Origin of the sequence: Microcoleus sp. BR0-C5 (genome assembly GCF_036705045.1) — a bacterium.
Lineage (GTDB): Bacteria > Cyanobacteriota > Cyanobacteriia > Cyanobacteriales > Microcoleaceae > Microcoleus.
Genome location: NZ_JAUBTR010000036.1, coordinates 47,687 through 72,518, shown reverse-complemented (window position 1 = coordinate 72,518; position 24,832 = coordinate 47,687). Strand labels below are relative to the sequence as shown.

General features: G+C 47.4%; 21 protein-coding genes. 10 read left to right on the top strand and 11 right to left on the bottom strand.

Going from position 1 to position 24,832, the window contains the following annotated elements; all coding sequences use genetic code 11:
• Positions 1 to 437, bottom strand: a 437-nt coding sequence (locus QUB08_RS18275) for a hypothetical protein (protein WP_445300934.1), incomplete at its 3' end; no start/stop codon positions are given.
• On the opposite strand from QUB08_RS18275, the gene QUB08_RS18270 reads away from it, so the two are divergent.
• Entirely contained in the window at positions 418 to 2,157 is a 1,740-nt protein-coding gene (locus QUB08_RS18270; RefSeq protein ID WP_333226035.1) for a calcium-binding protein, read from the top strand. The genes QUB08_RS18275 and QUB08_RS18270 overlap by 20 nt on opposite strands.
• Before the next feature lie 48 nt (positions 2,158 to 2,205).
• Here the strand turns inward: QUB08_RS18270 and QUB08_RS18265 are convergent, their stop codons facing one another.
• Positions 2,206 to 2,763, bottom strand: a complete 558-nt coding sequence (locus QUB08_RS18265) for an NUDIX hydrolase (protein WP_333226034.1) — start codon at positions 2,761 to 2,763, stop codon at positions 2,206 to 2,208.
• A gap of 89 nt (positions 2,764 to 2,852) precedes the next feature.
• Between QUB08_RS18265 and QUB08_RS18260 the strand changes: the two genes are divergently transcribed.
• Positions 2,853 to 4,181, top strand: coding sequence for an AMIN domain-containing protein (locus QUB08_RS18260; protein ID WP_333226033.1), 1,329 nt, complete (start codon positions 2,853 to 2,855; stop codon positions 4,179 to 4,181).
• On the top strand, positions 4,178 to 4,468 hold the full coding sequence (locus QUB08_RS18255; RefSeq protein ID WP_333226032.1) for a hypothetical protein: 291 nt from the start codon (positions 4,178 to 4,180) through the stop codon (positions 4,466 to 4,468). Before QUB08_RS18260 ends, QUB08_RS18255 begins: the two co-directional genes overlap by 4 nt.
• 52 nt (positions 4,469 to 4,520) lie before the next feature.
• Here QUB08_RS18255 and QUB08_RS18250 read toward each other — a convergent pair whose 3' ends face one another.
• Positions 4,521 to 5,117 (bottom strand): DUF3172 domain-containing protein, encoded by a 597-nt coding sequence (locus QUB08_RS18250; RefSeq protein ID WP_333226031.1) that lies wholly within the window; start codon positions 5,115 to 5,117, stop codon positions 4,521 to 4,523.
• 287 nt (positions 5,118 to 5,404) lie between these two features.
• Between QUB08_RS18250 and clpS the strand changes: the two genes are divergently transcribed.
• The gene (clpS, locus tag QUB08_RS18245) at positions 5,405 to 5,686 is read left to right on the top strand and encodes an ATP-dependent Clp protease adapter ClpS (RefSeq protein WP_015178019.1); all 282 of its coding nucleotides are present in this window, start codon (positions 5,405 to 5,407) and stop codon (positions 5,684 to 5,686) included.
• A 238-nt stretch (positions 5,687 to 5,924) separates the two neighbouring features.
• On the opposite strand, the gene QUB08_RS18240 is transcribed toward clpS, so the two are convergent.
• Both QUB08_RS18240 and QUB08_RS18235 read right to left on the bottom strand, forming a co-directional pair.
• A complete protein-coding gene (locus QUB08_RS18240) occupies positions 5,925 to 6,254 on the bottom strand; it encodes an RNA-binding protein (protein WP_333142978.1) in 330 nt (109 codons plus the stop codon).
• Between the two features lie 291 nt (positions 6,255 to 6,545).
• Positions 6,546 to 7,826, bottom strand: coding sequence for a hypothetical protein (locus QUB08_RS18235; RefSeq protein ID WP_333226030.1), 1,281 nt, complete (start codon positions 7,824 to 7,826; stop codon positions 6,546 to 6,548).
• A 409-nt stretch (positions 7,827 to 8,235) separates the two neighbouring features.
• Between QUB08_RS18235 and QUB08_RS18230 the strand changes: the two genes are divergently transcribed.
• Positions 8,236 to 9,618, top strand: a complete 1,383-nt coding sequence (locus tag QUB08_RS18230) for a UDP-N-acetylmuramoyl-tripeptide--D-alanyl-D-alanine ligase (protein WP_333226029.1) — start codon at positions 8,236 to 8,238, stop codon at positions 9,616 to 9,618.
• 123 nt (positions 9,619 to 9,741) lie between these two features.
• On the opposite strand, the gene QUB08_RS18225 is transcribed toward QUB08_RS18230, so the two are convergent.
• A complete protein-coding gene (locus tag QUB08_RS18225) occupies positions 9,742 to 10,176 on the bottom strand; it encodes a hypothetical protein (RefSeq protein WP_333226028.1) in 435 nt (144 codons plus the stop codon).
• Between the two features lie 216 nt (positions 10,177 to 10,392).
• On the opposite strand from QUB08_RS18225, the gene QUB08_RS18220 reads away from it, so the two are divergent.
• The gene (locus QUB08_RS18220) at positions 10,393 to 11,529 is read left to right on the top strand and encodes an HNH endonuclease (protein WP_333226027.1); all 1,137 of its coding nucleotides are present in this window, start codon (positions 10,393 to 10,395) and stop codon (positions 11,527 to 11,529) included.
• 121 nt (positions 11,530 to 11,650) lie between these two features.
• On the opposite strand, the gene fusA is transcribed toward QUB08_RS18220, so the two are convergent.
• The 5 genes from fusA to rpsB all read right to left on the bottom strand — a co-directional run bounded on the left by fusA (position 11,651) and on the right by rpsB (position 20,200).
• Entirely contained in the window at positions 11,651 to 13,735 is a 2,085-nt protein-coding gene (gene fusA, locus QUB08_RS18215) for an elongation factor G (protein WP_333226026.1), read from the bottom strand.
• Positions 13,736 to 14,291: 556 nt separating this feature from the next.
• Positions 14,292 to 16,805 (bottom strand): ATP-dependent DNA helicase RecG, encoded by a 2,514-nt coding sequence (gene recG / locus QUB08_RS18210; protein ID WP_333226025.1) that lies wholly within the window; start codon positions 16,803 to 16,805, stop codon positions 14,292 to 14,294.
• Positions 16,806 to 17,022: 217 nt separating this feature from the next.
• Positions 17,023 to 17,958: a hypothetical protein gene (locus tag QUB08_RS18205; RefSeq protein ID WP_333226024.1), complete on the bottom strand. Its 936-nt coding sequence runs from the start codon at positions 17,956 to 17,958 to the stop codon at positions 17,023 to 17,025.
• Positions 17,959 to 18,260: 302 nt separating this feature from the next.
• Positions 18,261 to 18,920, bottom strand: coding sequence for a translation elongation factor Ts (tsf, locus tag QUB08_RS18200; protein ID WP_333155030.1), 660 nt, complete (start codon positions 18,918 to 18,920; stop codon positions 18,261 to 18,263).
• A gap of 449 nt (positions 18,921 to 19,369) precedes the next feature.
• The gene (gene rpsB, locus QUB08_RS18195; protein WP_333226023.1) at positions 19,370 to 20,200 is read right to left on the bottom strand and encodes a 30S ribosomal protein S2; all 831 of its coding nucleotides are present in this window, start codon (positions 20,198 to 20,200) and stop codon (positions 19,370 to 19,372) included.
• Positions 20,201 to 20,764: 564 nt separating this feature from the next.
• On the opposite strand from rpsB, the gene QUB08_RS18190 reads away from it, so the two are divergent.
• The 4 genes from QUB08_RS18190 (at position 20,765) to QUB08_RS18175 (ending at position 24,831) form a co-directional block, all read left to right on the top strand.
• Positions 20,765 to 22,969, top strand: coding sequence for a cation:proton antiporter domain-containing protein (locus QUB08_RS18190; protein WP_333226022.1), 2,205 nt, complete (start codon positions 20,765 to 20,767; stop codon positions 22,967 to 22,969).
• A 172-nt stretch (positions 22,970 to 23,141) separates the two neighbouring features.
• A complete protein-coding gene (locus tag QUB08_RS18185; RefSeq protein WP_333226021.1) occupies positions 23,142 to 23,648 on the top strand; it encodes a hypothetical protein in 507 nt (168 codons plus the stop codon).
• 328 nt (positions 23,649 to 23,976) lie between these two features.
• On the top strand, positions 23,977 to 24,099 hold the full coding sequence (locus tag QUB08_RS18180) for a hypothetical protein (RefSeq protein ID WP_333226020.1): 123 nt from the start codon (positions 23,977 to 23,979) through the stop codon (positions 24,097 to 24,099).
• Positions 24,100 to 24,204: 105 nt separating this feature from the next.
• A complete protein-coding gene (locus tag QUB08_RS18175) occupies positions 24,205 to 24,831 on the top strand; it encodes a DUF3038 domain-containing protein (protein ID WP_333226019.1) in 627 nt (208 codons plus the stop codon).
• The last annotated feature ends 1 nt before the right edge of the window (position 24,832 follow it).

Genomic DNA, 24,832 nt, shown 5'->3' with positions numbered 1-24,832 from the left:
CCAACACCCACACCACCAACACCGGCACCAACACCCACACCACCAACACCGGCACCAACACCCACACCACCAACACCGGCACCAACACCCACACCACCAACACCGGCACCAACACCCACACCACCAACACCGGCACCAACACCCACACCACCAACACCCGCGCCGGAACCAACACCCGCGCCGGAACCAACACCCGCGCCAGAACCAACACCCGCGCCAGAACCAACACCCGCGCCAGAACCAACACCCGCGCCGGAACCAACACCCACACCCGCGCCGGAACCAACACCCATACCAACACCAACACCCACACCCACACCCACACCGGAACCAACACCAACACCAACACTCGCGCCAGAACCCACCCCCATATTCAACCCAGTACCCGAACCCGATACCAGTTGCGGTTGCGACCCCTTGCCCCAACCCCCTCTCATCACATTTATCCCCCCCCAGCTAGAGCAAATACTTAACTTCGACTCCAACGCCGCCCAACTCATCGACATCCAAAACACCAGCATCGGCACTCCCGGAAACGATTCCTTAACAGGAAACGAAACCAACCAACTATTTCTTTCCAAAGGTGGCGACGACACAGTGTTAGGTGAAGGCGGCCGCGATATCATCTTCGGCGAACCACAGCGAGACTTCATCGCCTCCGGTAAGGGCAACGACATCGTTTACGCCGGCAAACAAACCGATGCCGTATTTGGTGGCAAACAAGACGATCGCATTTTTGGCGATCGCAACTCCGACACATTGTACGGCGATCGCGGTGCCGACAGCATAGTCGGCGACAACGGCAACAACATCGACTTAACCGACAACGACGGCGACCTAATTTTCGGCGGGTCTTCGGGCGACGCCATTGCCGCCACTCAAGGCAGCGACACCGTTTACTCCGGCAAAGGCCCTGACATCGCCTATGGTGGCATCGACAACGACTTGATGTGGGGCGACAAAGGCCCCGATACCCTTTGGGGCGACAACGGAGACGACTCTGTGTTTGGTGGCGTCCTCAACTCCCTCGATAGCGACCCCGACGGCTTCGATTTGCTGACAGGAGGTGATGGCAACGACGTACTTAACGGCCAAGAACAAGACGACACTTTACTCGGCGGCAACGGCTTCGATGTGGTGTTTGGAGGCAAAGCGGGCGATCGTATTTTCGGCGAAACTGACTCGGATACTCTCTACGGCAATCAAGGTTCTGATACCATAATCGGCGACTACGGCACTCCAGCGGGCAGTACAGTTGCCACGGATGAAGGTGACTTAATTTTCGGTAACGACACCGGCGACATCATCGGCGGAGGCAGCGGTAACGATAGCATTTTTGCCGGCAAAGGTAACGACTTAGTTTACGGCGGCAAAGACAACGACCGGATTTGGGGTGAACTCGGTGCCGATACGATTATCGGGGATGAAGGAGACGATTCGCTTTACGGTAGTTTGCAAAACGAGTTAGTGTCCGATGTTGATGGACGGGACTTGCTATTTGGAGGAGAGGGGAATGACTTTCAGGGTGGTGGTGAGAGTTCCGATTCTCTCAGTGGGGGTTTTGGTAACGATACTCTTCGTGGTGGCAAGGATGATGATGTTGTACAGGGAGATGCGGGGGATGATTTAATTTACGGCGATGAGGGCAGCGATATTTTGTGTGGCGATGAAGGTAATGATACGATTTTTGGCGATCGCGGGGAAAATCGGCGAGGCGCTGTGGGTGAAGACACTCAGCAAGACTGTATTAATGGTGGCAGTGGCGATGACCTGTTATACGGCAATGAAGGTCAAGATACTCTCAATGGTGATGATGGTAATGACACTATTTACGGAGGGAAAGATCGCGATATTCTCAATGGGGGTGTTGGGGATGACTGGCTGTTTGGCGATGGGGGAGATGATACTTTGATTGGGGGGATTGGGAATGAGCACTTTGTGTTAAGCGCTAATAGCGGTATTGATACTATCCTCAATTTTTCCGTAGGAACTGATAAGTTTGTCCTGGCGGGTGGCTTGAGTTTTGAGGCTTTGCAAATTAACTCGATGGCCAATGGCACGCTGCTACAAGTTGCGGCGACTGGGGAGGTTTTGGCTCAGCTTTTTGGGGCTGATAATACTATTACTTCTCTGGATTTTCTGACTCTGGCTCGTTAAGACAGGTTTCACCAAAAACAGCGTGTAGGGTTCCATTCACACAGCACCTTACCGCTGTTTATTCAAAAATTCTAATCCTAAAAAAATAGCTACGATGCTTCCTGCTACACAAATTTCTCGGTTTTTTATTTTCAACAAAACTTCATCAATGGGGAGTAAAACTACTCCAATATCTTCTGTAATATCTAATTGGATTTTGCTGGAAAGCTTGACATTTTTAGCAAAGTATAGGTAGATAGAATTGGTGTCTTTGACGGGGTTATCATATAAGGTTGCTAGTTCCAAAATTTCTTCAGCAACATATCCCGTTTCTTCGGCAAGTTCTCTGGCGGCTGCCGATTTCCCGCTTTCTTCAGCAGGGTTGAAAGATCCAGCAGGCAGTTCTAGCAAAATTTCGCCTACTCCGTGCCTGTATTGGCGCACTAATACAATTTCTTGCTGCTCTGTCGTGGCAAATACGAGGGCGATATTGGGTCGAACATTAACAAAAAAGTCGTCTATAATTTGTCCGCTTGGCAATTCTATTTCATCTTGTCTAACCTGACACCACTTGTTGTTAAGAACGAAGCGCGATCGCAATAATTTCCATTTAGTTAAATTTTTCATATCGCAATAATGCTAAACTTTCAGCGTCATCCGAAGGCAAAATTTTCCCATCCATAATCATTTCAGATCAAAAATTTCACCCAGCAGCCATGCCATACAAAAAATTACCACGAAAATTTTGGGCAGACTTACAAAAATTGACTGTTAATTCTCTAGCACCCGGATTGTTTGCGATCGAGTCACTGAGTCTGAGTCTAGCAGTCGTCGCCGCAGTTGCTGCAGTGCCGGCAGCACAGCAACCAGCAAATGCTTCTACAGTCACAAGTTGGAAATTCGATCCCGCGACAAATCAGCTAGAAATTACTCTCCCAGAGGGCACAACCCCCACATATTCTCTACTCAACCCCTCTCAGATTGCTGTGGATTTGCCCAATACTGAGATCGGAGTAGATGCAACTCAGCTATACCCACAAGGTAGAGTGCGTTCTGTGGGGGTGAGTCAACTTCAACCGGGAAGGGCGAGAATTCTGGTCAATTTGGCTCCAGGATTCGGTTTCAGGGCAGGGCAAGTTCAATTCCAAAGAAGCGGGGTAGAAAATCGCTGGGTGTTGCGTCCTTCGCTGGAACCGACTCGAATTATGGAAACTCCCGAAACTCAACCCCAGCCTGCCATACAAGTACCGCAAAACCAGCCGCCGACTGATTCCAGGTCAAATGCTGTCCCAGAGGTCGATCGAGCTGAGCCTCCTACTTCCCTGAATCCCCCTACAAATTATTCGCAGCGGTCAACTTCAAATGACCAAATCCGGCCACTAAGAGTGCCTTTAGTCAATGTTCGCCTTGACGAACCCAGTGGGGTAAAAGCTGCTGCTCTACCCCGCCTTGAGCCTCAAATAACGGCCGCAGCAGCGCCCCAACAGCGGACGCTTACTTTTGGTGAACCGCTTCCTGGCGGACGATCGAATGCTCCTTTGCAGGCTGCGACTGGGGCGAATGTCTTGTTGCCGGCGGGCACGGAGCTGAGTTTACTATACCCGGGCGATCGGGCTTTGCGGCTGCAAGCGAAGCCCAGCCGAGAGGAAGTGCTGCTGCTGCAAGGGGGAATTTTCGACAGTCGCGGTAATACGATCGTACCTGCTAATACGCCGGTCATCGGGCGATTTGAAACGACCAACCTCGGCAGTCAATTTGTGGTCGAAGCTATTAGTCTCAATGGCCGTAATATCCCTCTCTTGGCTCGCTCGGAACCCGTGGGAGGCCGACGAGCTCAGCCTTCCGATCGCAGTTTGTTGCGAAATACTGGTATTGGTGGCTTAGCTTTGTTCTTGCTGAGCGGCTTTTCCGGCATCGGTTTGTTGGCGGGAGCAGCCGGTGGTGTTGCTACAACTTACGTGGCTGCTCCTCAACCTGCTACGATTCTACCCGGTCAAATTTTGCAAGTTCAGTTAACCGAAGATTTCCCCCAGTTTGGTTTTTGAAGGAAGAAGGAAGAAGTAAGAAGGAAGAAGGAAGAAGGAAGAAGGAAGAAGGAAGAAGGAAGAAGGAAGAGGGAAGAAGGAAGAAGGAAGAAGGAAGAAGGAAGAAGGAAGAAGGAAGAGGGAAGAAGGAAGAGGGAAGAAGGAAGAGGGAAGAAGGAAGAGGGAAGAAGGAAGAAGGAAGAAGGAAGAAGGAAGACTTTTTTCTTCCCTCGCACCTCTTAGTTCAATATTTTCGTAGAGCAGTTTTCCATCCTATGAAACAAAATAAGGACTTAAGCCAAGCCTAAGTCCTACCCTCTATCTGTAATTGACTCAACTGAAAACCGCTATATCGGCGATTTAGAAATTTTGACCTTCCGTGGTTGGAGCTATCGAACCCGGTTGGTTGAGGAACAGGTTTTTAGCCCCGTCGTTTTGGTAGATACAGTTAATTTCGGGTTGAGCTTCCAGCGGGCCGGTGAAGCCAAAGGTGTTCATGCGATTTTTGCAATCGCGCACTTGGTCTTGGCTGATGAGTTTTCTTTGTTCCAGAATTGCCCAGTTATTAGTTCGCAAAACGCATCCGGGGCGCATACTCGGCTGCGAGATGTAGACGTTGAAGGGGTTGAGAGTGACATAGAGGCGCATATCTGTCACCATCGCGCTTGCTCCAAACTGCACGCAAAGTTCTGGGTTCGGGGCGCTGCGATCGATAAATTCACGGGAGGCTACGTTCTCAGGGCTAATTGTAGCTGTAGAGCTAAAGGCAATGCCAATGCCAATTCCCAGAATAAAGACGGCTGTTAAAATCCCTAGGGTGGCGGAATTGAGGAAAGAGGGTTTGCCGGACTGAGGTTGACGCCGCGACTGTCCGCCAAATGAGCCGGAGTCTTCATCTCCCCGGAATGGGTCGCCGCTGAATCTGTCGTCGTTGTAGGATTTAGGTTTGCGTTTCATATAAGGTTCCCTCAGTTCTGGAGACTCAACAGGTAGTAGTTTGTTATTTTTAACCGATCGCGCCTTTCTAATATTATGGCGCTAGGAAGGTGGTTGCCCAGGGTCCAGGACACCCCCTGTGGGTTTGGTGTTGCGTTCACAGCTCGCGATCGACCAAGGGGCTGCCTTGTCTGAATTTTCAGATTTCAATAAAATAGCTGAAAGTGAGATAGTCTTGCACAGCGGAGGAATCCGGCTCAAGATTGTTGACAAATTTTAACATTTTACAAGTCAGGAGGTATAGATTAGTGTCTGTCGAAATTATTCAAAAGCCTTCCACAGTCCGCAAGCTTGCACCGCGCTACCGCGTTCTGCTGCACAATGATGATTTCAATCCTATGGAGTACGTGGTGCAGACTTTGATGGCGACGGTACCGAGTCTGACTCAGCCACAGGCCGTAAATGTGATGATGGAAGCCCATACTAACGGGATGGGATTGGTGATTGTTTGCGCTCTCGAACACGCTGAGTTTTACGCTGAAACGCTCAATAATCACGGGTTGAGCAGCAGCATTGAACCTGACGATTAGAACCTGACGGTACTGCAACGGATTCGCGTAGCCGGTTTCAGACTCATACCGTCCTCATACCGTCAACCCTCATACCAAAAAGCCAAGGGTTAGGCCCTTGGCTTTTTGGTATATTTAATCCGGTAGATATGGAAATTTGAAGAGGATAGGTTTTTCGGAACGGCCGGAAGTGGTTCGGAGCTAGGTAAGCTCTCGCGCCAATTTCAACTCTTCAATCTCAAATCTTTATCAGAGGAAATTAATAACGTCCTCCGCCGCCGCCCCCTCCGCGAGCAAATTTTCCAGGGCCACCGCCGCCCCGGTTGCCACCACCCCGGCCTTCATCTTCGCGGGGCTTGGCTTTGTTAACTTTGAGGTCGCGACCCATCCACTCTGCTCCGTCGAGAGCAGCAATCGCTGCATCTTCTTCTGCATCTGTGGACATTTCTACAAAACCGAAGCCGCGGGGGCGACTGGTTTCTCTGTCGGTAGGTAGATGTACCCGCTTAACAGTTCCGTATTCGGCGAAGACGGTGGTGATGTCTTCTTGGGTAACTTGGTAGGATAAGTTACCGACGTATATCGACATGAGGAATAACTCCAAAATTTAGACAGTGCGAAGATTTCAGTTTCGGAGAGTCCCCTGCCGATACAGAAGGGCAAGTTTTTAGACAATTCTGTAGCAATGAACAAAGCCTGCAACTGAATCTGATTCACACTTGGTACTTTAACATAGAATAATGTCTTTTGAGTAGGTTTCAGGAGTTAATTAAGTCGTTCTAATTAAAGGTAAAACTTTTAGGGTATTCAGAAACCTGGTTGATCGGCGTGATGTTTTGCCTGCTGTGTGTGGAAGCAGAGAAAGTTATGCCGCGCCCTCTCACCGCAGGAAAGATACATCCACCTTGCCAAAGTTGGTACTCAAAGCTAGGTTTACGTTTTCCAGGGCTTTGACTAACCACACTACGCCTTCTCGGGTACTGCATTCGTAGTGACCGAACAAAATTGCCAGCCGCTTTTCTAGGTAGGGCTTGACTTTGCCGCAAATTAGTACGATTTTCAGCAGCAAACCTGTGGTTTGGGTCGGTCCGAGGTTTGAGATTAGGTCAATGAAGACAAAGTGGTTGGGCCGCACAGGACTCTCTACTACTAAAAAGTTCAATAACTGGCTGCAAGTTCTGATCATTAAAAATTCATTAAACTTCTGATCGTCGCTGTGGGGCAGGGTATTTTGTAGTTGCTTATACAATTTTTCGTTAAATTGACGTTTGCCGTAGCGATCGTCGGTGACAGAAGAAATCAGGTATTCGTATAAGTCGTCTTTAAAGGAGCGGTAGGACTGATGTGTGCTGGCGTTCGCCGTGAAACGGCCCGCTAGCTCTCTGTAGGTATCGGCTCCTTCTACTTTTCCGACAAATTGCTTGAGGGCAAAGAATAATTCCGGGTCGGTCAACAAGGTCGGATTTTTTATAACTTGTATATTTCTGCCGAAGGAAAGGGAGGTTTCCCGACGCGCTATTTGGGATTTCCTCACTTGGTGAGCGACATATTGTGAGAGGTTGATCTCAAATTGCTGCTGCTTTTGAGCTTGGATTTTTTTAATGATTTTTTGCTGTTCGTAGGTGCTATCGTCGCTGAGGAGGCAGTGTTTGTAGAGGTAAGGGTAGCGGGGAATTAAGGTTCCGAGGGCAAGGGTAGCAGGGGTTTTGCTGTTGCTGCTATCTTCATTGCTGTGAGTTATGACTTTGGCTAAGCGTTGGAGGGTGAGGTACTGTTCACTTTCGGTAAATTGATTTACTAATTGGGGGATGGAGCCTCGCCCGCGCGATCGATTGTATCCAAATAATATTTTGGGCGCTTCTTCAAACATAGCGATCAATTCAGGGATGGCTGCTTGCTTGCTGGGGTAGGTTTGCCAGCGGTTGATCAGGATGTGGCAGCAGCGGTTGAGAATGTATTTGAACTCTTGTTGGGCGTGTTCTGAGGCTGCTATTTTTTCGAGTGCTTCGGCGACGGAGCGATCGGGATATCCGGTACCCTGGATAAACAAAGTGCGAAAGCGGCTGATGAGTTCGGCCGGCTGTTCTCGTTGTACCAACTCCAGCCAGTGCTTGTAAAGTAGCTGTTCTTCTTCGTGGCTTTGTCTGTTGTAGTCGTTCACTGTGGATTAACCCTCCGAGGCTGAGGCAGGAGCTTTCAGCGCTATTAGCTTGATGAATTAGCCAATGAATCGCAATAATTGAGTCAACCGAGCTTCTCGCCGGATGAGGCTTATGGATAGAAGCTGTCAGCAGCTTAAGCCGATCGATATTTTTTGCTTAGTTAAACTATTTACCAACACCAGCATGACATGAATTGTTGGTAATTAGCAAGGCCTTAAATCACCATCGACTTTGTAAAGTATTGGTAAAGATTGTGGGTGGGTACGGGATAATTTCTGGGTGGGCGGACGATTTAGTATTAGGATGATCAAGGTCAATCCTGATTCGCAGCCCGCTGTTAGTTAAATTTGAGGTTGGGCGAGGTAGAATTAGCTGTGAAAATAATTATTTGAAATGTGAGTGCTGGTTATGGTTTGTCGCGTAAGTATCGCCCAACTTGCTGAAATTTTAAGTGTACCTTTGCCGACTGTGTCTGAGGGCATTTTGACAGCTTTAGGGACAGGTATTGCCACAGATACGCGCACTCTTGAGGGGGGCGAAGTATTTTTGGCGTTGCGGGGAGACAATTTTGACGGCCATCAATTTGTAGCAAAAGCCCGTGATTTGGGGGCGATTGCGGCGATAGTCGATCGAGATTGGCAAGTGGAATTGCCTAATTTTCCGCTGTTGCGCGTTGACGATACTTTAAAAGCTTACCAGTCGATCGCCCGTTGGTGGCGTGACCAATTCAGTATACCTATAGTTGCTGTTACTGGGTCTGTAGGTAAAACTACTGTTAAAGAGTTAATTGCGGCGGTTTTGTCAACGACGGGAAATGTTCTTAAAACTCAATATAACTACAACAATGAAATTGGCGTACCAAAAACTCTGTTGGAGCTTTCACCCGCACACAATTATGCTGTAATTGAAATGGGAATGCGCGGCCGTGGTGAAATTGCGCTACTGTCGCAAATTGCGCGTCCTACTGTGGCGGTAATTACTAATGTAGGAACGGCGCATATTGGGCGATTGGGTTCCGAAGAGGCGATCGCCCAAGCTAAGTGCGAACTTTTAGCCGAAATGCCTGCTGATAGCATTGCTATTCTCAATCACGATGGTGAGAGATTAATCGCAACGGCGGCGAAAGTTTGGCAGGGAAAAACTTTAACTTATGGTTTAGAAGGTGGAGATTTGTGCGGGAAATTACTAAATAATGATACCATACTTCTAGATGGTATGGAGTTGCCACTGCCATTACCGGGGCGTCACAATGCTGTGAATTATTTGGCGGCTTTGGCGGTAGGAAAAGTGTTAGGTATTGATTGGGAAGTTTTAAAGCAAGGTTTGTCTGTGCAGTTACCGGATGGACGGGCGCGCCGCTACGATTTGCCGCAGGATATTGTGATTCTGGATGAGACTTACAATGCTGGTTTGGAGTCGATGTTGGCGGCTTTGAGACTGTTAGCAGATACTCCAGGAAAGCGCCGGATTGCGGTGTTGGGAACGATGAAGGAATTGGGCGACAGGGCGATGGAGTTTCACCGACAAGTGGGAAGGGCGGCGCGAGAATTGAATCTGGATGCTTTGTTTGTTTTTGCTGATTTTGAGGAAGCTGCGGCGATGGCTGCGGGTGCGGCGGGTTTGCCTTTTGTGGAGATAGGAGATATTACAGCCAAGGATGGGCGGGAAGATTTAGCAAAGCGGTTGTTGGGATTTGTCGAAAAGGGCGATCGGATTTTATTTAAAGCTTCTCATTCAGTTGAGTTGAATCGAGTTGTGGAGAAATTTAGGGCAGATTCTGCGGGGGAGTAATAGAAAAGAAATTTTGGGGATGTTAAATTATGCGATCGCTTCTAGTCGATCGCCGCCTCAAACTCACGTTTCGATCGCTGATGCGTAGGGTAAGATGCCCATCTGCACCTAAGTCCAGAGGGTTCAATATTTTGATAGCCCTCTGGCCTCGATTTCGATATCTGGAGAAATCTCAATTATTGAAATCTTGCCATTTTCAACTACTGTATTTCCGAGCATTGTATTGTGCATTGCCTCAAACTTAGATTCATCCTTAGCAATTCGTTCGTAATGCAAAATTACGTGGTAACGCTTTTCAATTGGCTCTCCAGAATCCGAAATTTCTACCGAGTCCCAATCTATATTTTGAGATTCTTCGGCTTTCTGGCGGTAGTGAGAGGCTAAATGTTCTAAGCCGATCGCGATCGCGTGTTCTTTCGTTTGTCCGTAAAAATTCATGGTATCATCAGGGCGATCGCTCAGAGATGACGAAATCTGACAAAGATACTGCCCGTTTGATTGAGCGCAAACGTCGATCGCAATTGTACCAGCAGTGCGATCGGGATTTATTTGAGTCATAAGCTGTTCGGCATTTAAAAGACGATAGTAGGGTGCGTCAGTCCATAAGCGTTTCCCTTGTCCCGTAACTATTCTAACTGACGCACCCTACAAGGCTGAAACTCACCACAGCACAAGTTTTAGGAGCCGGGGAAGCATGACCTATTTCAGGATATGTCGAAAAAAAGCTAAAATATCGATTAGTTTTCGTTGGACTTGTCATGTCGGAGAACAAATATGAGTTCAGTTGAGGAAACCGAATTGTCACAAATCGTTGACTTGCCACTCATAGGGTCTGCTGAACAATATCTCTTCTCAATCGAAGACAATCGAGAGCGTGCTGATAAGCTAAAAGAATTACTTGTCCCTAAGCTTAAAATTCTCATTGAACAAACTTGTAACCTAATTGAGCAAATTTATGGCACAGATGTACTCTCAGATTGCCGAATAACGACTACACCAGCTCATCGACCTGGAGCCAAAAAAACCAAGCCCGTCGAAATAGCAACCGCTGGCTTGATTATAAAAGGAATAAAAAATAGGTGTCTCCAACTGAGGTTCGAGTGTACTTATGATAGCTTGTATGTGCAAATTTATGGATTAAGAGGGTTAGAAAGTAATCCGATTATCCAAGTCATGAAGAACCATTTGAAAGATGTTACTCTGATTTTGAAAAAAGGTGGATATGGAATTAGCTCTGATACTATTACACCTACTATTACACCGGAAGAAGCTGAAGAATTAGAGTATGATGAGTTTATTAACAAGATGCAATTGGTTTCTGAACGAGATTGGAAAAGTACCTATATTTGGACTCCATCCCTAATTCTTCCTATTAAAGACCTAGATGCAGCTCAGCCAGTGATTGATAACTTTGTCGAACTCTTTGCTATCTTTCGTGCTGCAATAAATGTGTATCTTGGTGAGGAAGACCGTTTTGAGGACTACCTAAAATGTTTGAGGGATTGGCAAAATCCGCTTCAGGTTCAGGAATCTGTAACTACTACTAAATACTTTCCTGATGAAGTAGATTCAGTACAAACATTTCGTGAGGGGGCAGTACGGCAAGTTTCAATCAACGCCTATGAACGAGATCCTAAAGCTCGGCAAAAATGTATTGATTCTCACGGTTCAAGTTGCTCTATTTGTGGTTTCGATTTTGGCAGAACTTTTGGGCAACTGGGAAAAGGTTTCATTCATGTTCATCATCTACGACCCCTTTCAGAGATTGCAGAAGAATATGAAATTGATCCTATAAAAGATTTGCGTCCTGTTTGCCCAAATTGTCACGCTATGATTCATCGTCGTTCACCACCATTTAGTCTTGAAGAAATCAAGATGTTGTTGAAGTCTGCTCGTGGTTCTACTATCTAATATGTTTTGTTGACTTATTCTAACCGATAGTTTACAAAAATTAGATCCCCGATTTCTTCAAAAAGCGGAGATCTAATTTTTCTGTTTGACTCCCGATAGAACCTACCAGGAGTCAAATGAACTACTTCGCAGCTTGACGTTCTTTTGCCGCCTTAATCACTTCTTCCGCGATGTTGCTCGGACAAGGAGCATAGTGCGAGAAGGACATGGAAAACTGTCCGCGCCCAGATGTCATAGTACGCAAGTCGCTAATGTAACCAAACATTTCGCTCAACGGTACATCTGCCTTGATCCGCGCTCCTGTTTGTCCTGTCTCCTGAGATTTCATCATCCCCCGGCGGCGGTTGAGGTCGCCGATCACGTCGCCCATGTAATCATCTGGAGTGAATACATCGACATTCATAATCGGTTCGAGCAACTGAGGCCCCGCTTTCGGCAGAGACTGGCGATAGGCTGCTTTGGCAGCAATTTCAAAGGCCATTGCTGACGAGTCAACGGGGTGGAAACCGCCTTCTAGAAGCGTGAATTTCAAGTCCAAGCAGGGGAATCCGGCCAAGACGCCTTTGTCGATGCAGCTTTCAAAGCCTTTTTCGACCGCTGGCCAATATTCTCTCGGCACGCTACCACCTGTCACTTTTGACTCGAACACGAAGCCGCTTCCGACTTCACCGGGCTCGACGATATAGCCGATTTTGGCAAATTGACCGGAACCACCTGATTGCTTTTTGTGGGTGTATTCGTCTTCGAGGCGCTTGGTAATCGACTCGCGGTAGGCTACCTGTGGTTCGCCAACTTCTACTTCGATGCCGTGGGTGCGCTTGAGAATGTCTACTTTGATGTCGAGGTGTAACTCGCCCATCCCCTTGAGAATCATTTCGCCGCTTTCTTGATCCGTCACCATGTGGAAGGATGGGTCTTCTTGTACCATCTTGGTGAGGGCTGCTCCCATTTTTTCTTCGCCGCCTTTTTGTTTCGGTTTGACCGAAATCGAAATAACGGGATCGGGGAATACCATCGGCTCTAGGGTGGCGGGATTTTTGGGGTCGCAGATGGTGTGTCCGGTGCGGACGTTTTTCATGCCGACGATCGCCACAATGTCTCCTGCTTGGGCCGATTCAATTTCTTCGCGAGAGTTGGCGTGCATTTCCACCAAACGGCTGATCCGCTCGGTTTTGCCTGTGGCGGTGTTGAGTACGGTGTCGCCCTTGGACAACTTACCGGAGTACAGGCGCGTGAAGGTTAAAGCACCGTAGCGATCGTCCATGATTTTAAACGCCAGTGCCCGCAATGGCCTGTTGGGATCGACTATCGCAAACTCGCCGGTTTCCTCGCCCTCGAGATCGACTTCTGGCTGCGGTGTGACTTCCATCGGGTTTGGCAGGTAGTCAACTACGGCATCCAGAACCAACTGCACGCCTTTGTTTTTAAACGATGAGCCGCAGTAGGTGGGGAAAAATGCCCGATCGCGAGTACCTTTGCGAATACAGCGCTTGAGGTCATCAATACTCGGCTCATTGCCTTCGAGATATTGTTCCATCAGAGCGTCGTCTTGCTCCACGGCCAGTTCGATCAACTGTTCGCGCCAAGTTTCGACATCATCGACCATATCGGCGGGGACATCTTTAATTTCGTAGTTCATCGGATCGCCCGAGTCATCCCAGATCCAGGCTTTGCGGGTCAGCAAATCGACTACGCCGCAAAACTTTTCTTCTATGCCGATCGGCAATACCATTACCATCGGTTTAGCTGCGAGGATTTTATCAACTTGCTTGACAACCCGGTAAAAATCTGCACCCGTGCGATCGAGCTTGTTGATGTAGATGACGCGAGCCACTTTGGAATCGTTAGCGTAGCGCCAGTTGGTTTCCGATTGCGGTTCAACTCCACCCGAACCGCAGAACACACCAATGCCACCATCGAGAACCTTCAAAGAACGGTAAACCTCGATCGTAAAATCGACGTGTCCCGGAGTATCAATGATGTTGAGCTGATGCTCGTTCCAGAAGCAGGTGGTAGCAGCGGATTGAATCGTAATACCGCGTTCTTGCTCCTGTTCCATGAAGTCAGTAGTCGCCGCGCCTTCGTGAACTTCACCGATTTTGTGGATTTTACCCGTCAGTTTCAGGATTCTTTCAGTTGTGGTGGTCTTGCCAGCATCTACGTGGGCGAAGATGCCGATATTTCGATAACGAGTGAGATCTTTCATAAATTAGTGTTGAGATTAAATGCGACGAACCGTCGGCGACCACCTGCAAGCGTGACAAGCGAGGAATCAATGTTGCCTGGTAAGGCCAGTACAGGCCGGATTTCCTTTTTCCTGTTTCTGGCAGGACTATCTTAATTTTGACACTTCTCCGTCATTCCTGCGAAGGATTCTTGGTTTAATAAGAGCCCCAAGCCTGACAACTCATAAAAATACCCTAGACCAAGGGAAAAATCGTCTCCGAAAGTAGGTTGGGTTGAGGCACTCCTACCCAACAACTTCGTGTTTTTGACGTTTCGCTCAACCTGATATTTTGCAGCAGTCTCAGCAAAAAAGTATAAACCGCGTTTCCTGACAAAAAACCTAGGATTTTACGTGAGTTTATGGGAAGAAAACCGATTTCTTACATTACTGACATTAAATAAGTAGGTGCACATAAACCTCCCTGTGGGGAGGAGGGCGGCTGAGTGCAGCAATAAACTGGCAGCTTTGATATATCTTTGCTTAACCGGCCACTACAAAATATTATTAAAAACCCCGTTGCTGCGTCCAAAACTATCTAAGTCAAAATAGACCCACTCATCATCCGCTGATATCTCCGCTCCAATTCATCCCGCACCACGGGCCACTGATTCAAACTTTCATCATTCTCAATTACCATTTGAGCCGCCGCCCTCGCCAACTCTAAAACCTCCTGATCCTCGACCAAACTTGCTAAAGCAAAATCTGGCAAGCCCGACTGCCGAGTTCCCAAAACCTGACCGGGCCCGCGCAATCTCATATCCATTTCCGCAATAAAAAAGCCATCTTGAGATTGTTCTAAAACCTTCATTCTCTGCATAGCCTCGGCTGTTTTGGAACCGGGCATTAACAAACAATAAGAACGGTTGCTGCCCCGACCGACTCTACCCCGCAACTGGTGCAGTTGGGACAGTCCAAAACGCTCACTATTTTCAATCAGCATTACCGTGGCATTGGGCACGTCTACTCCCACCTCGACCACAGTAGTAGATACTAAAATATCAGTTTCTTTGTCTCGAAACTTAGTAATTGCTTCATCTTTGTCAGCACTGCTCATCCTGCCGTGGAGCAAACCCACTTTAAACTCAGGAAATACACTTTTTTCAAGTTTTTCTTTTTCCTCAATTGCCGATCGCACGTCCAACTTTTCCGACTCCTCCACCAGCGGCAGCACCACATAAACTTGACGCCCGCTTGCCACTTCCCGCCGAATCAAATCGTAAGCTTGGATGCGTTCTTTGGCAGACAGTACAGTTGTTTGAATCGCCTGCCTGCCGGGGGGAAGTTCATCAATTTGACTCACGTCTAAGTCCCCGTGCAGTGTCAGCGCCAACGTCCGGGGAATAGGAGTTGCAGTCATCGTCAAAACGTGGGGAGCTTCGCCTTTTTGCTGCAATTTAGCGCGCTGCTGCACACCGAATCTGTGCTGTTCATCAATTACCGCTAACCCCAATTTATGGAAATTCACCGTATCTTGAATCAGGGCATGAGTTCCTACTAAAACAGGTAATTCTCCGGTTTCTAATTGGTTGTGAATTTCGCGGCGTTTGGCTATTTTTGTGGAACCAGTTAACAGTTCGACAGACAAGTGCATTAAGTTAAACCAACCTACCAATTTGCGATAGTGCTGTTCTGCTAAAACTTCTGTCGGTGCCATTAAAGCGGCTTGATAGCCGGATTGAATTGCTGCTAGCATTGCCACGACGGCGACTACGGTTTTGCCAGCGCCGACATCGCCTTGCACTAATCTATTCATCGGTTGCGACGAAGCTAAATCGTTGAGGATGTCGTTAATTACTCTTTCCTGAGCATTAGTCAAAGCAAAAGGCAAGATTTCATAAAAATGTTCGATCAATTGGCCAGTAGGAAGGATGACTGCACTAGCTTGAGCTTTCCTTTGGGTTTGCCTGCGCTTTAAAAGTCCTAATTGCAGGTAGAAAAATTCGTCAAAAACTAAGCGGCGGCGGGCGGCGGCCAAACAATCTCGATCGAGCGGAAAGTGAATATTAGTCACGGAATCGGCTAAACCCATTAAACCGTAACGCTCGCGCAAATCCTCTGGTAGCGATTCTGGCAACATTTTCGCCGCCGGCATTGCAGCCAAAATCGATCGCCTCACCGAACCAGCATCCACCCCCTCAGTCAGCGGATAAACTGGTATCAGGCGGCCGACTTTCATTGATTCGATCGCACCTTCGGAATCGTCTAATACTTCTAACTCAGGATTTTCTAAAGTAATGCCATATTTACCCTGCTTCACCAACCCGGAAGCTGCCAGCACCGCACCTGTACAATACTCGCGCTTTTTGAATTCTTGCCAACCGCGATTGCTGTAGCGAGGCCCTGCAAAAAAGCGACTGATTTTTATTTCTCCGGTGCGGTCTTTTAAAATAACTTCTAATATTGTTAATTTCTTATTCTTCGGACTAGAAAAGCAATTGCAGCGCTTGACTTCGGCGATTAAAGTGACAGTTTCCCCAGCTACTAGCTCGCGAATTTGTACTTGCTTTGCATAGTCGATGTGATTGCGGGGATAGTAGTAAAGCAAGTCATATACAGTGTATAAACCCAGTTTGGCCAAGCGGTTGCCGTTGGCGGGGCCGATGCCGGTGGTGCGGGTTAACTGTTGGTCGAGAGTCAGGCTGGGTGGGGCGGCTGCTGTACTCAGGGGTGCAGTTCGGGGAACGGAAAGTGCTGGGGCGGTTGGTTCAGAAGCGTTAGCGTTTGCGGGTCTGACTTGTGCTACTTGTTCTTGCTGGTGGCGAGTTTCTTGTTCCCAAACTTGCTCCATTTGCCTCAGAAAACTGACCGTAATGGCGATCGAATGTTGGCGCTGTTCGAGATCTTTCTCAGGGTAGATGTCAAATTCAGCGGCTAGTTGTCGGGCTCGATCGCGCGCAGAAGCTGCCACAGAACCTGCCAACTGTCTCAAACTGAGGCCCAGAAACTCGCTGAAGCGGTATTGACTGCCTTGGATGTCGTTAAATCCGCGATCGGCTTCTACTGAAAGAGCTTTTTGCAATCGCTGCCATTCGGGTTGATTATTAGTCATATCAATTTTAGATTTTAGATTTTAGATTTTAGATTTTAGATTTTAGATTTTAAATTTTTCTTTTAAGAAGCTTCCACCAAAAAAATTATAACACCGAGAAACCGGGTTTCTTTAAGAAACTCGGTTTCCAATAGCTTAAAAGTTGTACGTTTTTCCGACTTCCATCGGACTTCTTCCTTCTTCCTTCTTCCTTCTTCCTTCTTCCCTCAACATCCGATCAATCTTCAAACCAACTCGATCGCCAAGCCGACTCAGCCTCCACCACAGCGAGTTCCCGCTGCTTTTTCTGGTAATCGCGGCCCAGCGAGTTCAACTTTACAGACAGGTTACGAATTTGCTGGCGCCAAGCCGAGGTTCCCGCATCGGCAAACTCTATTTCCGATAGCCGCAGTTTAATCGCTGTAATGTGCAGCGCCCTACTACCAAAGGTTGCTGCCAATTTTCGCGATGCTGATGAGGCATCGGTTTCAATGATTAAGTTTAATAAGTTAGGCGGCCCGGCAACACTATCGCCGGAGGATTCAGCTTGAGAAGCAGCTTCGAGAACCGGTTCTGGTAATTGACTCGGCAAGATTCCCGACTGTTGCAGCAAGCGGTTGGTGTCGCGAGAAAGCAGCTTGAGTATATGGACGATCGACTTTTCAATACTATTTTGCCAGCGTGCCAAACTTTCTGGGGAATTGGCACTTGGCAATTGATAATTTGCCAATGAAAATAGATAGTTAATGGCCGAAACTTGGTTTTTTTCCTTTTCGTCTTCTTCCTTGTCGTCTTCTTCGTCTTCCTCTTCTTCCTCTTCGTCTTTGTCGAAGTCGTCTTCGTCTTCTTCTTCCTCTTCCTCTTCCTCTTCCTCTATTTCTTCATCTGCTTCTGATTCAGTCACCAGCGATCGCAATTTTTCCTCCGACGCCGCAGCCAAAGCCTTTACAGACTGCTGCATTTTTTGCCGCCCCTCGAAGGACAACTTGAGAAACGACTCCGGTACTGCTTGAGTGCAAAGGTGATAGCAAGCCAAAATTAACTGCTGTCGCACCGCTTGTCCCAACGCAGTTAAATAACCTTCGTAGGTACTGTGAAACTCCAAATTTAATGCTGCTAAAGCCTCTTCGAGTCCTGCCAAATCTTGCTCTATTCTCTCTCTTGGTCGCACCATATCTCTCGTATAAAATTAAAATAGGACTTATATCATTTCCGGTTACACCGGAATGATGTTGACTGTTGACCGTTGACTGTTGACCGTTGACAGTTGACAGTGAACTCTAATTTACTATTCCGATGCTAACGGATTTGATATTACGCAAGTTTTCAATTTTTACGCTGTCTCTAGTAGTAAGGTTTGCAGTGCCAACCCTACAAATATAGTTGATCCCTAAGTCCTATAAAAATTAAAAATTAAAAATGCAAAAAATCAAGTTTTCACATTTTTAATTTTTAATTCTCAATCTTAATTTGGGATTATTGAACACCCATTTGGGCGGCAACTTCATCGGCAAAGTTAGCTTCTACCTTTTCAATGCCTTCGCCCAATACAAAACGCACGAATCGGCGCACTTGGACATTTTCTCCAATTTGGGCGATCGTTTGTTTCACCAACTCTTCCACCGAGATATTCTGATCTTTAATAAAAGGCTGATCCATCAAAGATAACTCTTTCATGCGCTTCTCAATCCGCCCTAGAACAATCTTTTCTTTGATGTTGTCCGGCTTGTTGCCCAAGTCATCTTTGCCCATTTCAATTGCCTTTTCTCTTTCGACAACTTCGGCGGGGATATCTTCAACTTTCACGTATTCCACATTCGGGCAAGCTGCAATTTGCATCGCAATATCCCGCACCAACTTTTGGAATTCTTCGCGACGTGCCACAAAATCTGTTTCGCAGTTAACTTCCACCAGCACTCCCACGCGGCCGCCCGTGTGAATGTAGCTGCCTACAAGTCCTTCTGAGGCAACTCGTCCACCTTTAGTACCTGCCGAAGCCAGACCTTTTTTCCGCAGCCACTCAATGGATGTTTCCATATTGCCTTCGTTTGCAACGAGGGCTTTTTTGCAGTCCATCATGCCCGCGCCAGTTTTTTCGCGCAGTTCTTTAACAAGTTTTGCAGATATGTCCGCCATCTTCTTTAAGTTCCCCATCAAAATTAGTTATTAGTCATTAGTCATCAGTCATCAGTCATTAGTCATCAGTCATTAGTCATCAGTCATTAGTCACTAATTTTAATGTTAATGATTAGACCAGAGTGAAGAAATACCCAGTCGATATTAGTACCGACTTTGTAGGTGTAGCGCCAGAATTAATTCTGGCCCTGACACAATGAATGCTTTTGCCAGAGTTCTACTAATGACTTAGACTCGTGCTATAGCAATCCTCGCATCCTTTCTGAATTTCTTACTCCCTCCCCGCGGGTTCGGGGAGGGCTGGGGTGGGGTAAAAAATTTACGACTCCTGCAAGGATTGCTATATGTACAATTAAAAATTAAAAATATCCCACTAAAAATAATAATTATTATTTTTAATTTTCAATCTTTAATTTTTAATTTCCTGGTGTCAGATTCCGAGGGCAATACTAGCTCTCGGTTTCTTCGCCGTCAGCGTCAGCGGCGTCGTCGGGATCTACATAATCGGGGTCATCCAATTCTTCGATTTCGACATCATATTCAGCGCCTTCGTAACCACCGTCGTAGTCGTAGTCTTCCTCAGAGTCGCCCCCCTGCTGACCGTGACGACCTTCGTAGATGGCATCAGCCAACTTGCCGACAATCAGCTTGATCGATCGAATAGCATCGTCATTCGCCGGAATCGCAATGTCAACCAAATCCGGGTCGCAGTTGGTATCCAACAGAGAGACGATCGGAATTCCCAACTTTTGGCATTCCAACACCGCATTATACTCGCGACGTTGATCTACCAGCACCACTCCGTCGGGAATTTTCCGCATAGATTTAATCCCGCCCAGATATTTCTGGAGTTTCGCCATTTCTCGGCGCAGTACCGAAGCTTCTTTTTTCGGCAGCAAATCGAGAGCGCCGATTTCCTCGCGACGCTCTAAATCCTTGAGGCGCTCCACGCGGGACTTAATCGTCGTCCAGTTGGTGAGCATTCCCCCCAACCAGCGCTGGTTGACGTAATAAGCACCGCAGCGTTGAGCTTCTTGGGCTACAATCCCGGCAGCTTGGCGCTTCGTACCCACGAACAAAAACTTTTTGCCTTTTTCTGAGGCAACTCTCATGTACTCGTAGGCGTCTTCCATAAGCTGAGCGGTTTGCACGAGGTCGATGATGTGAACCCCGTTGCGCTCTGTAAAAATGTATGGAGACATTTTCGGGTTCCACCGACGGGTTTGGTGTCCGAAGTGAACCCCTGACTCTAACATTTGAGCCAAACTGACTACTGGCATTGTATTTTTAACTCCTAATTCGGGTTAATCCTCCACCCGGTCGTATTTCTGAAGGTTTGCGCCCTAGAAACACCCGAAAACCCGGATGTGCGAATTTAAACAACTTTTCTAGTTTATCACAGCGCGTGCTACTTTTGCTGACAATTTTATATCACTAGGTTTAAACTCAGATGTTGCACCATTGTCAAGAACGGGCAGAAGAGCCCGTTCCACAAAGAAAGAATGAGTTTTCTTGTGGAACAGGCCGAAAAGCCTGTTCCTAAACAAGTAATTGAGAATGGTGCAAGATGTGAGTTTAAATGGGCGGTGGGCACGCGGAGGTGAGATATAGTCCGGGGTGCGCCGGCTGCGGTTAAAGTTACTTGCAAGCACTTGTAAAAAACGAAAAATCCAGGTGGGAGGTTGCCAAAGCCTTTGTTGGCTTGTGAGACAATGGCGTTGTTGGTGCGCCTCTTGTGCCTTCTACCTTCGATCGAGCTGGTATCCATTTTTTTTGATCGGCAATTCAGTCAGCTTTACTACCCTGCCCTCTAGATCCGCAAAAATCCCCAAGCTAAAAACGCCATGCCCATACCCATTCTCGTCCTGCTTGAAGTTCTAATTGTTATCGCACTTTCGAGACTTGTCGGTTTAGGATTTCGAGCGATCAAACAACCTCAAGTCATTGGAGAAATTGTAGCAGGAATTATGCTTGGGCCTTCTCTATTTGGCTTAGTTGCACCTGCCACCGCAACTGCACTTTTTCCAGCCGAAGCCGTTCCCTTCCTCAATGTGTTGTCTGAGGTGGGGCTGATTTTTTTCATGTTCTTGATTGGTTTGGAACTGAATCCCAAGTACCTCAAAAGCAATTTAGATATAGCGATTTTAACTTCCCACGTCAGCATTCTAGTGCCGTTTTCCCTGGGAAGCATCCTAGCACTGCTGCTGTACCCGATCGTTTCAAATAATAGCGTTTCGTTTACCGCCTTTGCTTTGTTTTTGGGCGCTGCGATGTCAATTACTGCCTTTCCGGTGCTGGCAAGAATTATTACAGAACACAACTTGCAGAATACAAAATTGGGGACGCTGGCCTTGACTTGCGCTGCGGTAGACGACGTGACGGCGTGGTGTTTGTTAGCGGTGGCGATCGCAGTTACTCGTACTAATTCGATGATCGGTGCTTTGCCGACAATTATTGAGTCTTTAATTTACATCGGTTTCATGCTGACTGTAGTCCGCTGGTTCTTGCAGCGACTTTCCAAACACTACAACCGCACTGGCAGATTAACACAGTTAGTGCTTTCGGGAATTTACATGGGAGTTGTAGCTTCTGCCTTAATTACTGAATTGATCGGAATTCATTTAATTTTCGGTGCATTTTTGCTTGGTGCTGCCATGCCGAAAAATGCGGGATTAACCAGAGAATTAGCAGAAAAAACAGAAGACTTTGTACTAATATTTCTGCTGCCAATATTTTTTGCTTATAGCGGCTTGCGGACTGAAATCGGCTTGCTCAACAGTCCCGAATTGTGGCTGCTGTGCGCCGCAGTTTTGGGAGTGGCAATTATCGGCAAATACGTCGGCACTTACGTTGCGGCCAGAGTCTGTGGCATCAGCAACCGCGAAGCTTCAGCGCTGGGATGGCTGATGAATACTCGCGGTTTGACTGAACTAATTGTGCTGAATATCGGTCTTTCCTTGGGCGTAGTTTCGCCGCTGCTATTTACGATGTTAGTCATCATGGCTTTAGTGACAACTTTTATGACTTCGCCTCTGTTGGAGTGGACTTATCCAAAACGGTTAATTAGATTAGATATTTCAGAAGTTAACTCTGAGGATTCAGAATTAGAGGATTTAGAAATTGCTGACAGCAGCGAAGAAACTGCTAATAAATTGCAGCCAACTTATCGAATTTTAGTACCGGTTGCCAATCCCAGCACGCAGAAAGGTTTACTGCGACTAGCGGTAGCGCTGGCGCAGCCTGCTGCTGGTATGGGTGGTGAGGATTTACAGTCGGCGGCGGTTCATCCTCTGAGTTTAATAGAATTAAATGAGGATTATGCCTTTGAAAGTACGCCTGCGGAAGCCGATCGCATTATTCAAGAACGCCGCTCGAAATTATCAGAATTGATTGAGAGTCTGGAACTGCCGGAGGCCCAAAAATTGGTACATCCCATCATTCGGGTTACTAATGATGTTGCCAGGGAAACGGCACAAATTGCGGAAATAGATCGCGCGGATTTGATTTTAGTAGGATGGCACAGACCTACTTTTAGCAGCAACCGTTTGGGAGGACGTGTCGGCCAAATTCTCAGCAACGCTAAGGTGGATGTAGCAATTTTTGTTGACAGAGGCCGGGAAAGGTTGAATAACTTGTTAGTACCTTACGCGGCAAACATTCACGATGATTTGGGGTTAGAATTGGCACTGAGACTATTAGTTAATAGCGAAGAACGCCGTTTGACGGTGCTGCGGGTGGCGGTTGACGGGGAAGCTGAAAACAATCTGAGTTACGAGTTTCAGCGAGTGATGGATCAGTTACCGGTTGAGGTGCGATCGCGAATTGAAACTCCGATTGTGGAGGCTGCTGAGCCAATTCAAGCAGTGGTGGCGGCTTCTGCTAATGCTGATTTAACTATTGCGGGTACGAGTCGGGAGTGGGGAATTGAGCGCCAAACTTTGGGACAGTATACTGATGAATTGGCTGTGCAGTGTCATTCTTCGCTGCTGATTGCGCGGTGCTACGTTAGAGTGCGATCGCACTTGGCATCGGTACTTCCTCAAAGGTAGTCAGTTGACTGTTGACTGTTGACTGTTGACTGTTGTTATTAGTTATTGGTTATTGGTTATTTGTGAGTTAGTATCAATGCCCTGTTTGGCCAATGCCCTGTTTGGCCAATGCCCTGTTTGCCCAATGCCCTGTTTGGCCAATGCCCTGTTTGCCCAATTACCAATTACCAAGATGATGAATCATTTAAGCCTCAAATCACTGGCATTTTACGGCATTGCGATCGGCTCAGTTGCACTGCTGTTTAAAGTAGTAACTGCTTACGGCGAAGCAAATTTAAAGGCGGCCCCGGCAATTGCAGGAAATTATCGCTTCGATCCTAACAGTTTGCCCGAATGTCTGAATTCTGATGTTTTGGTATTGACAATCGAGCAATCGGGTGTTTATTTGAGCGGTAATTTGCGATCGGGCAGCAGAGAGGGCAGGGAAAAAACAGCCCAGGAGAAACCTTCTCTATTTGGTAAGTGGGAAACTCAAGGATTGAACTTGTCGGGTGCGGTTCCTAATTTAGCTGGTTGCAGCGACTCCACAGCAACGGGTCAAAACAGTTCTGTTAAAATGCGCGGAATTGTGGAGCAAGAAAGCCTCAAGGGAAAAATTAGTCTAACTGATAAGACGGCGGCTACTGATTTTACGGCTCAAAGAGAAGCGGCGGTGCAACCCCAGAAGCAGCAACATTGATTGAGCCCAATAGAGAATAAGAAATGGGAAATGGGTAATTCTTTGTCGCTTTCCGACCGAAAGCATCCAGGATACCCGCCACGTGATTCATCCGTCCAGAAATAAAAAACCTGTATCCGATAAAAAAGTCCCCGAATTGATCCGTGGGGTCAGTCGATTTTCGATTTTCGATTTTCGATTCTCGATTTACCCCACAGATAAATCTGGGAGCTTGAACTAGGGTCGAAAATTTTTATCTTTCCACGACTCCTGTACGTGGCAGCGTATCCGTTTTTGGGCTGGGTCAATGCTTCAATTCTAAAATCGAAAATCGAAAATCGAAAATCGATTGACTCTTCCCTTCACCCCTGGCGAAGCAAGGAATCACAAAGCGACGGCGGGGGTGGGGGAGTGGGCGATCGAACTCCTGCCGCCGGAGCTCGCCTGTGACGGTCGGTTGCTGCTAAATTAGAAAATATACCTAAAAGTCAATGATAAAAATAAAGTATCCGAGAGAAGTTCTTGGTTGAGAATTTGTCTTGCTCAAGACCCCCCGTGCCCGTATAGTTTGTTTGGAATGGATGTTGCCGTGATCTTAATGCCGTCAGAAACTTCGCTTACCCAGTCAAACCCGTTAATTTTAGACAGTTTGCCAGACTTGTCGCCTTCCGATGGGGGATGTCCCCGCCGAGCCAGATTGCAAATTGACTTGATGTTGCTGGCGATCGAAGCCTTGTATCTCGGAGGTGCGGAAGAAATGCTGGCAGTGTCAAAGGACCTGGAATTGGAATCAATTATCAAAAATCGGGTGGCCCTTTGGCTGATGCGTAATACTAACCCGCTGAGACGCTATACCCAGCGCCGCTCCCTAACCATTGTGGAGGCAAAAGCGCTGGTGGCGATCGCCTGTAATATGGCGCGTAAGTTAACCGCCACAATTCGGCAGTTGCTGCTAGACTCGCAGCAGTTGCGATCGAGAAATATCCCCCTCAACCAGAACCTGCCGCTGGCCGAGTATTTAGAACGCTTTCGAGCTCACTTTCGATCGCGCATGAACCCCAAGCGATCGCTAGTTGCAGCTTACGATTCCGACGACAAGCTCAACGAACTAGCTTTGAACTTGTTGAGCAAACTGCTATTTTGTACAGGCACAGCCGGAATGCAGCGCTTCTGGGTTAGCCTGTTTGATGGAGAAGTTGAATAAA

Coding starts and splice junctions, on each gene's coding strand:
- QUB08_RS18265 (WP_333226034.1), bottom strand. CDS start 2,763: ATGAAAAATTTAACTAAATGGAAATTATTGCGATCGCGCTTCGTTCTT.
- QUB08_RS18260 (WP_333226033.1), top strand. CDS start 2,853: ATGCCATACAAAAAATTACCACGAAAATTTTGGGCAGACTTACAAAAA.
- QUB08_RS18250 (WP_333226031.1), bottom strand. CDS start 5,117: ATGAAACGCAAACCTAAATCCTACAACGACGACAGATTCAGCGGCGAC.
- QUB08_RS18240 (WP_333142978.1), bottom strand. CDS start 6,254: ATGTCGATATACGTCGGTAACTTATCCTACCAAGTTACCCAAGAAGAC.
- QUB08_RS18230 (WP_333226029.1), top strand. CDS start 8,236: ATGGTTTGTCGCGTAAGTATCGCCCAACTTGCTGAAATTTTAAGTGTA.
- QUB08_RS18225 (WP_333226028.1), bottom strand. CDS start 10,176: ATGACTCAAATAAATCCCGATCGCACTGCTGGTACAATTGCGATCGAC.
- QUB08_RS18220 (WP_333226027.1), top strand. CDS start 10,393: ATGAGTTCAGTTGAGGAAACCGAATTGTCACAAATCGTTGACTTGCCA.
- fusA (WP_333226026.1), bottom strand. CDS start 13,735: ATGAAAGATCTCACTCGTTATCGAAATATCGGCATCTTCGCCCACGTA.
- recG (WP_333226025.1), bottom strand. CDS start 16,805: ATGACTAATAATCAACCCGAATGGCAGCGATTGCAAAAAGCTCTTTCA.
- QUB08_RS18205 (WP_333226024.1), bottom strand. CDS start 17,958: ATGGTGCGACCAAGAGAGAGAATAGAGCAAGATTTGGCAGGACTCGAA.
- tsf (WP_333155030.1), bottom strand. CDS start 18,920: ATGGCGGACATATCTGCAAAACTTGTTAAAGAACTGCGCGAAAAAACT.
- rpsB (WP_333226023.1), bottom strand. CDS start 20,200: ATGCCAGTAGTCAGTTTGGCTCAAATGTTAGAGTCAGGGGTTCACTTC.
- QUB08_RS18190 (WP_333226022.1), top strand. CDS start 20,765: ATGCCCATACCCATTCTCGTCCTGCTTGAAGTTCTAATTGTTATCGCA.
- QUB08_RS18185 (WP_333226021.1), top strand. CDS start 23,142: ATGATGAATCATTTAAGCCTCAAATCACTGGCATTTTACGGCATTGCG.
- QUB08_RS18175 (WP_333226019.1), top strand. CDS start 24,205: ATGGATGTTGCCGTGATCTTAATGCCGTCAGAAACTTCGCTTACCCAG.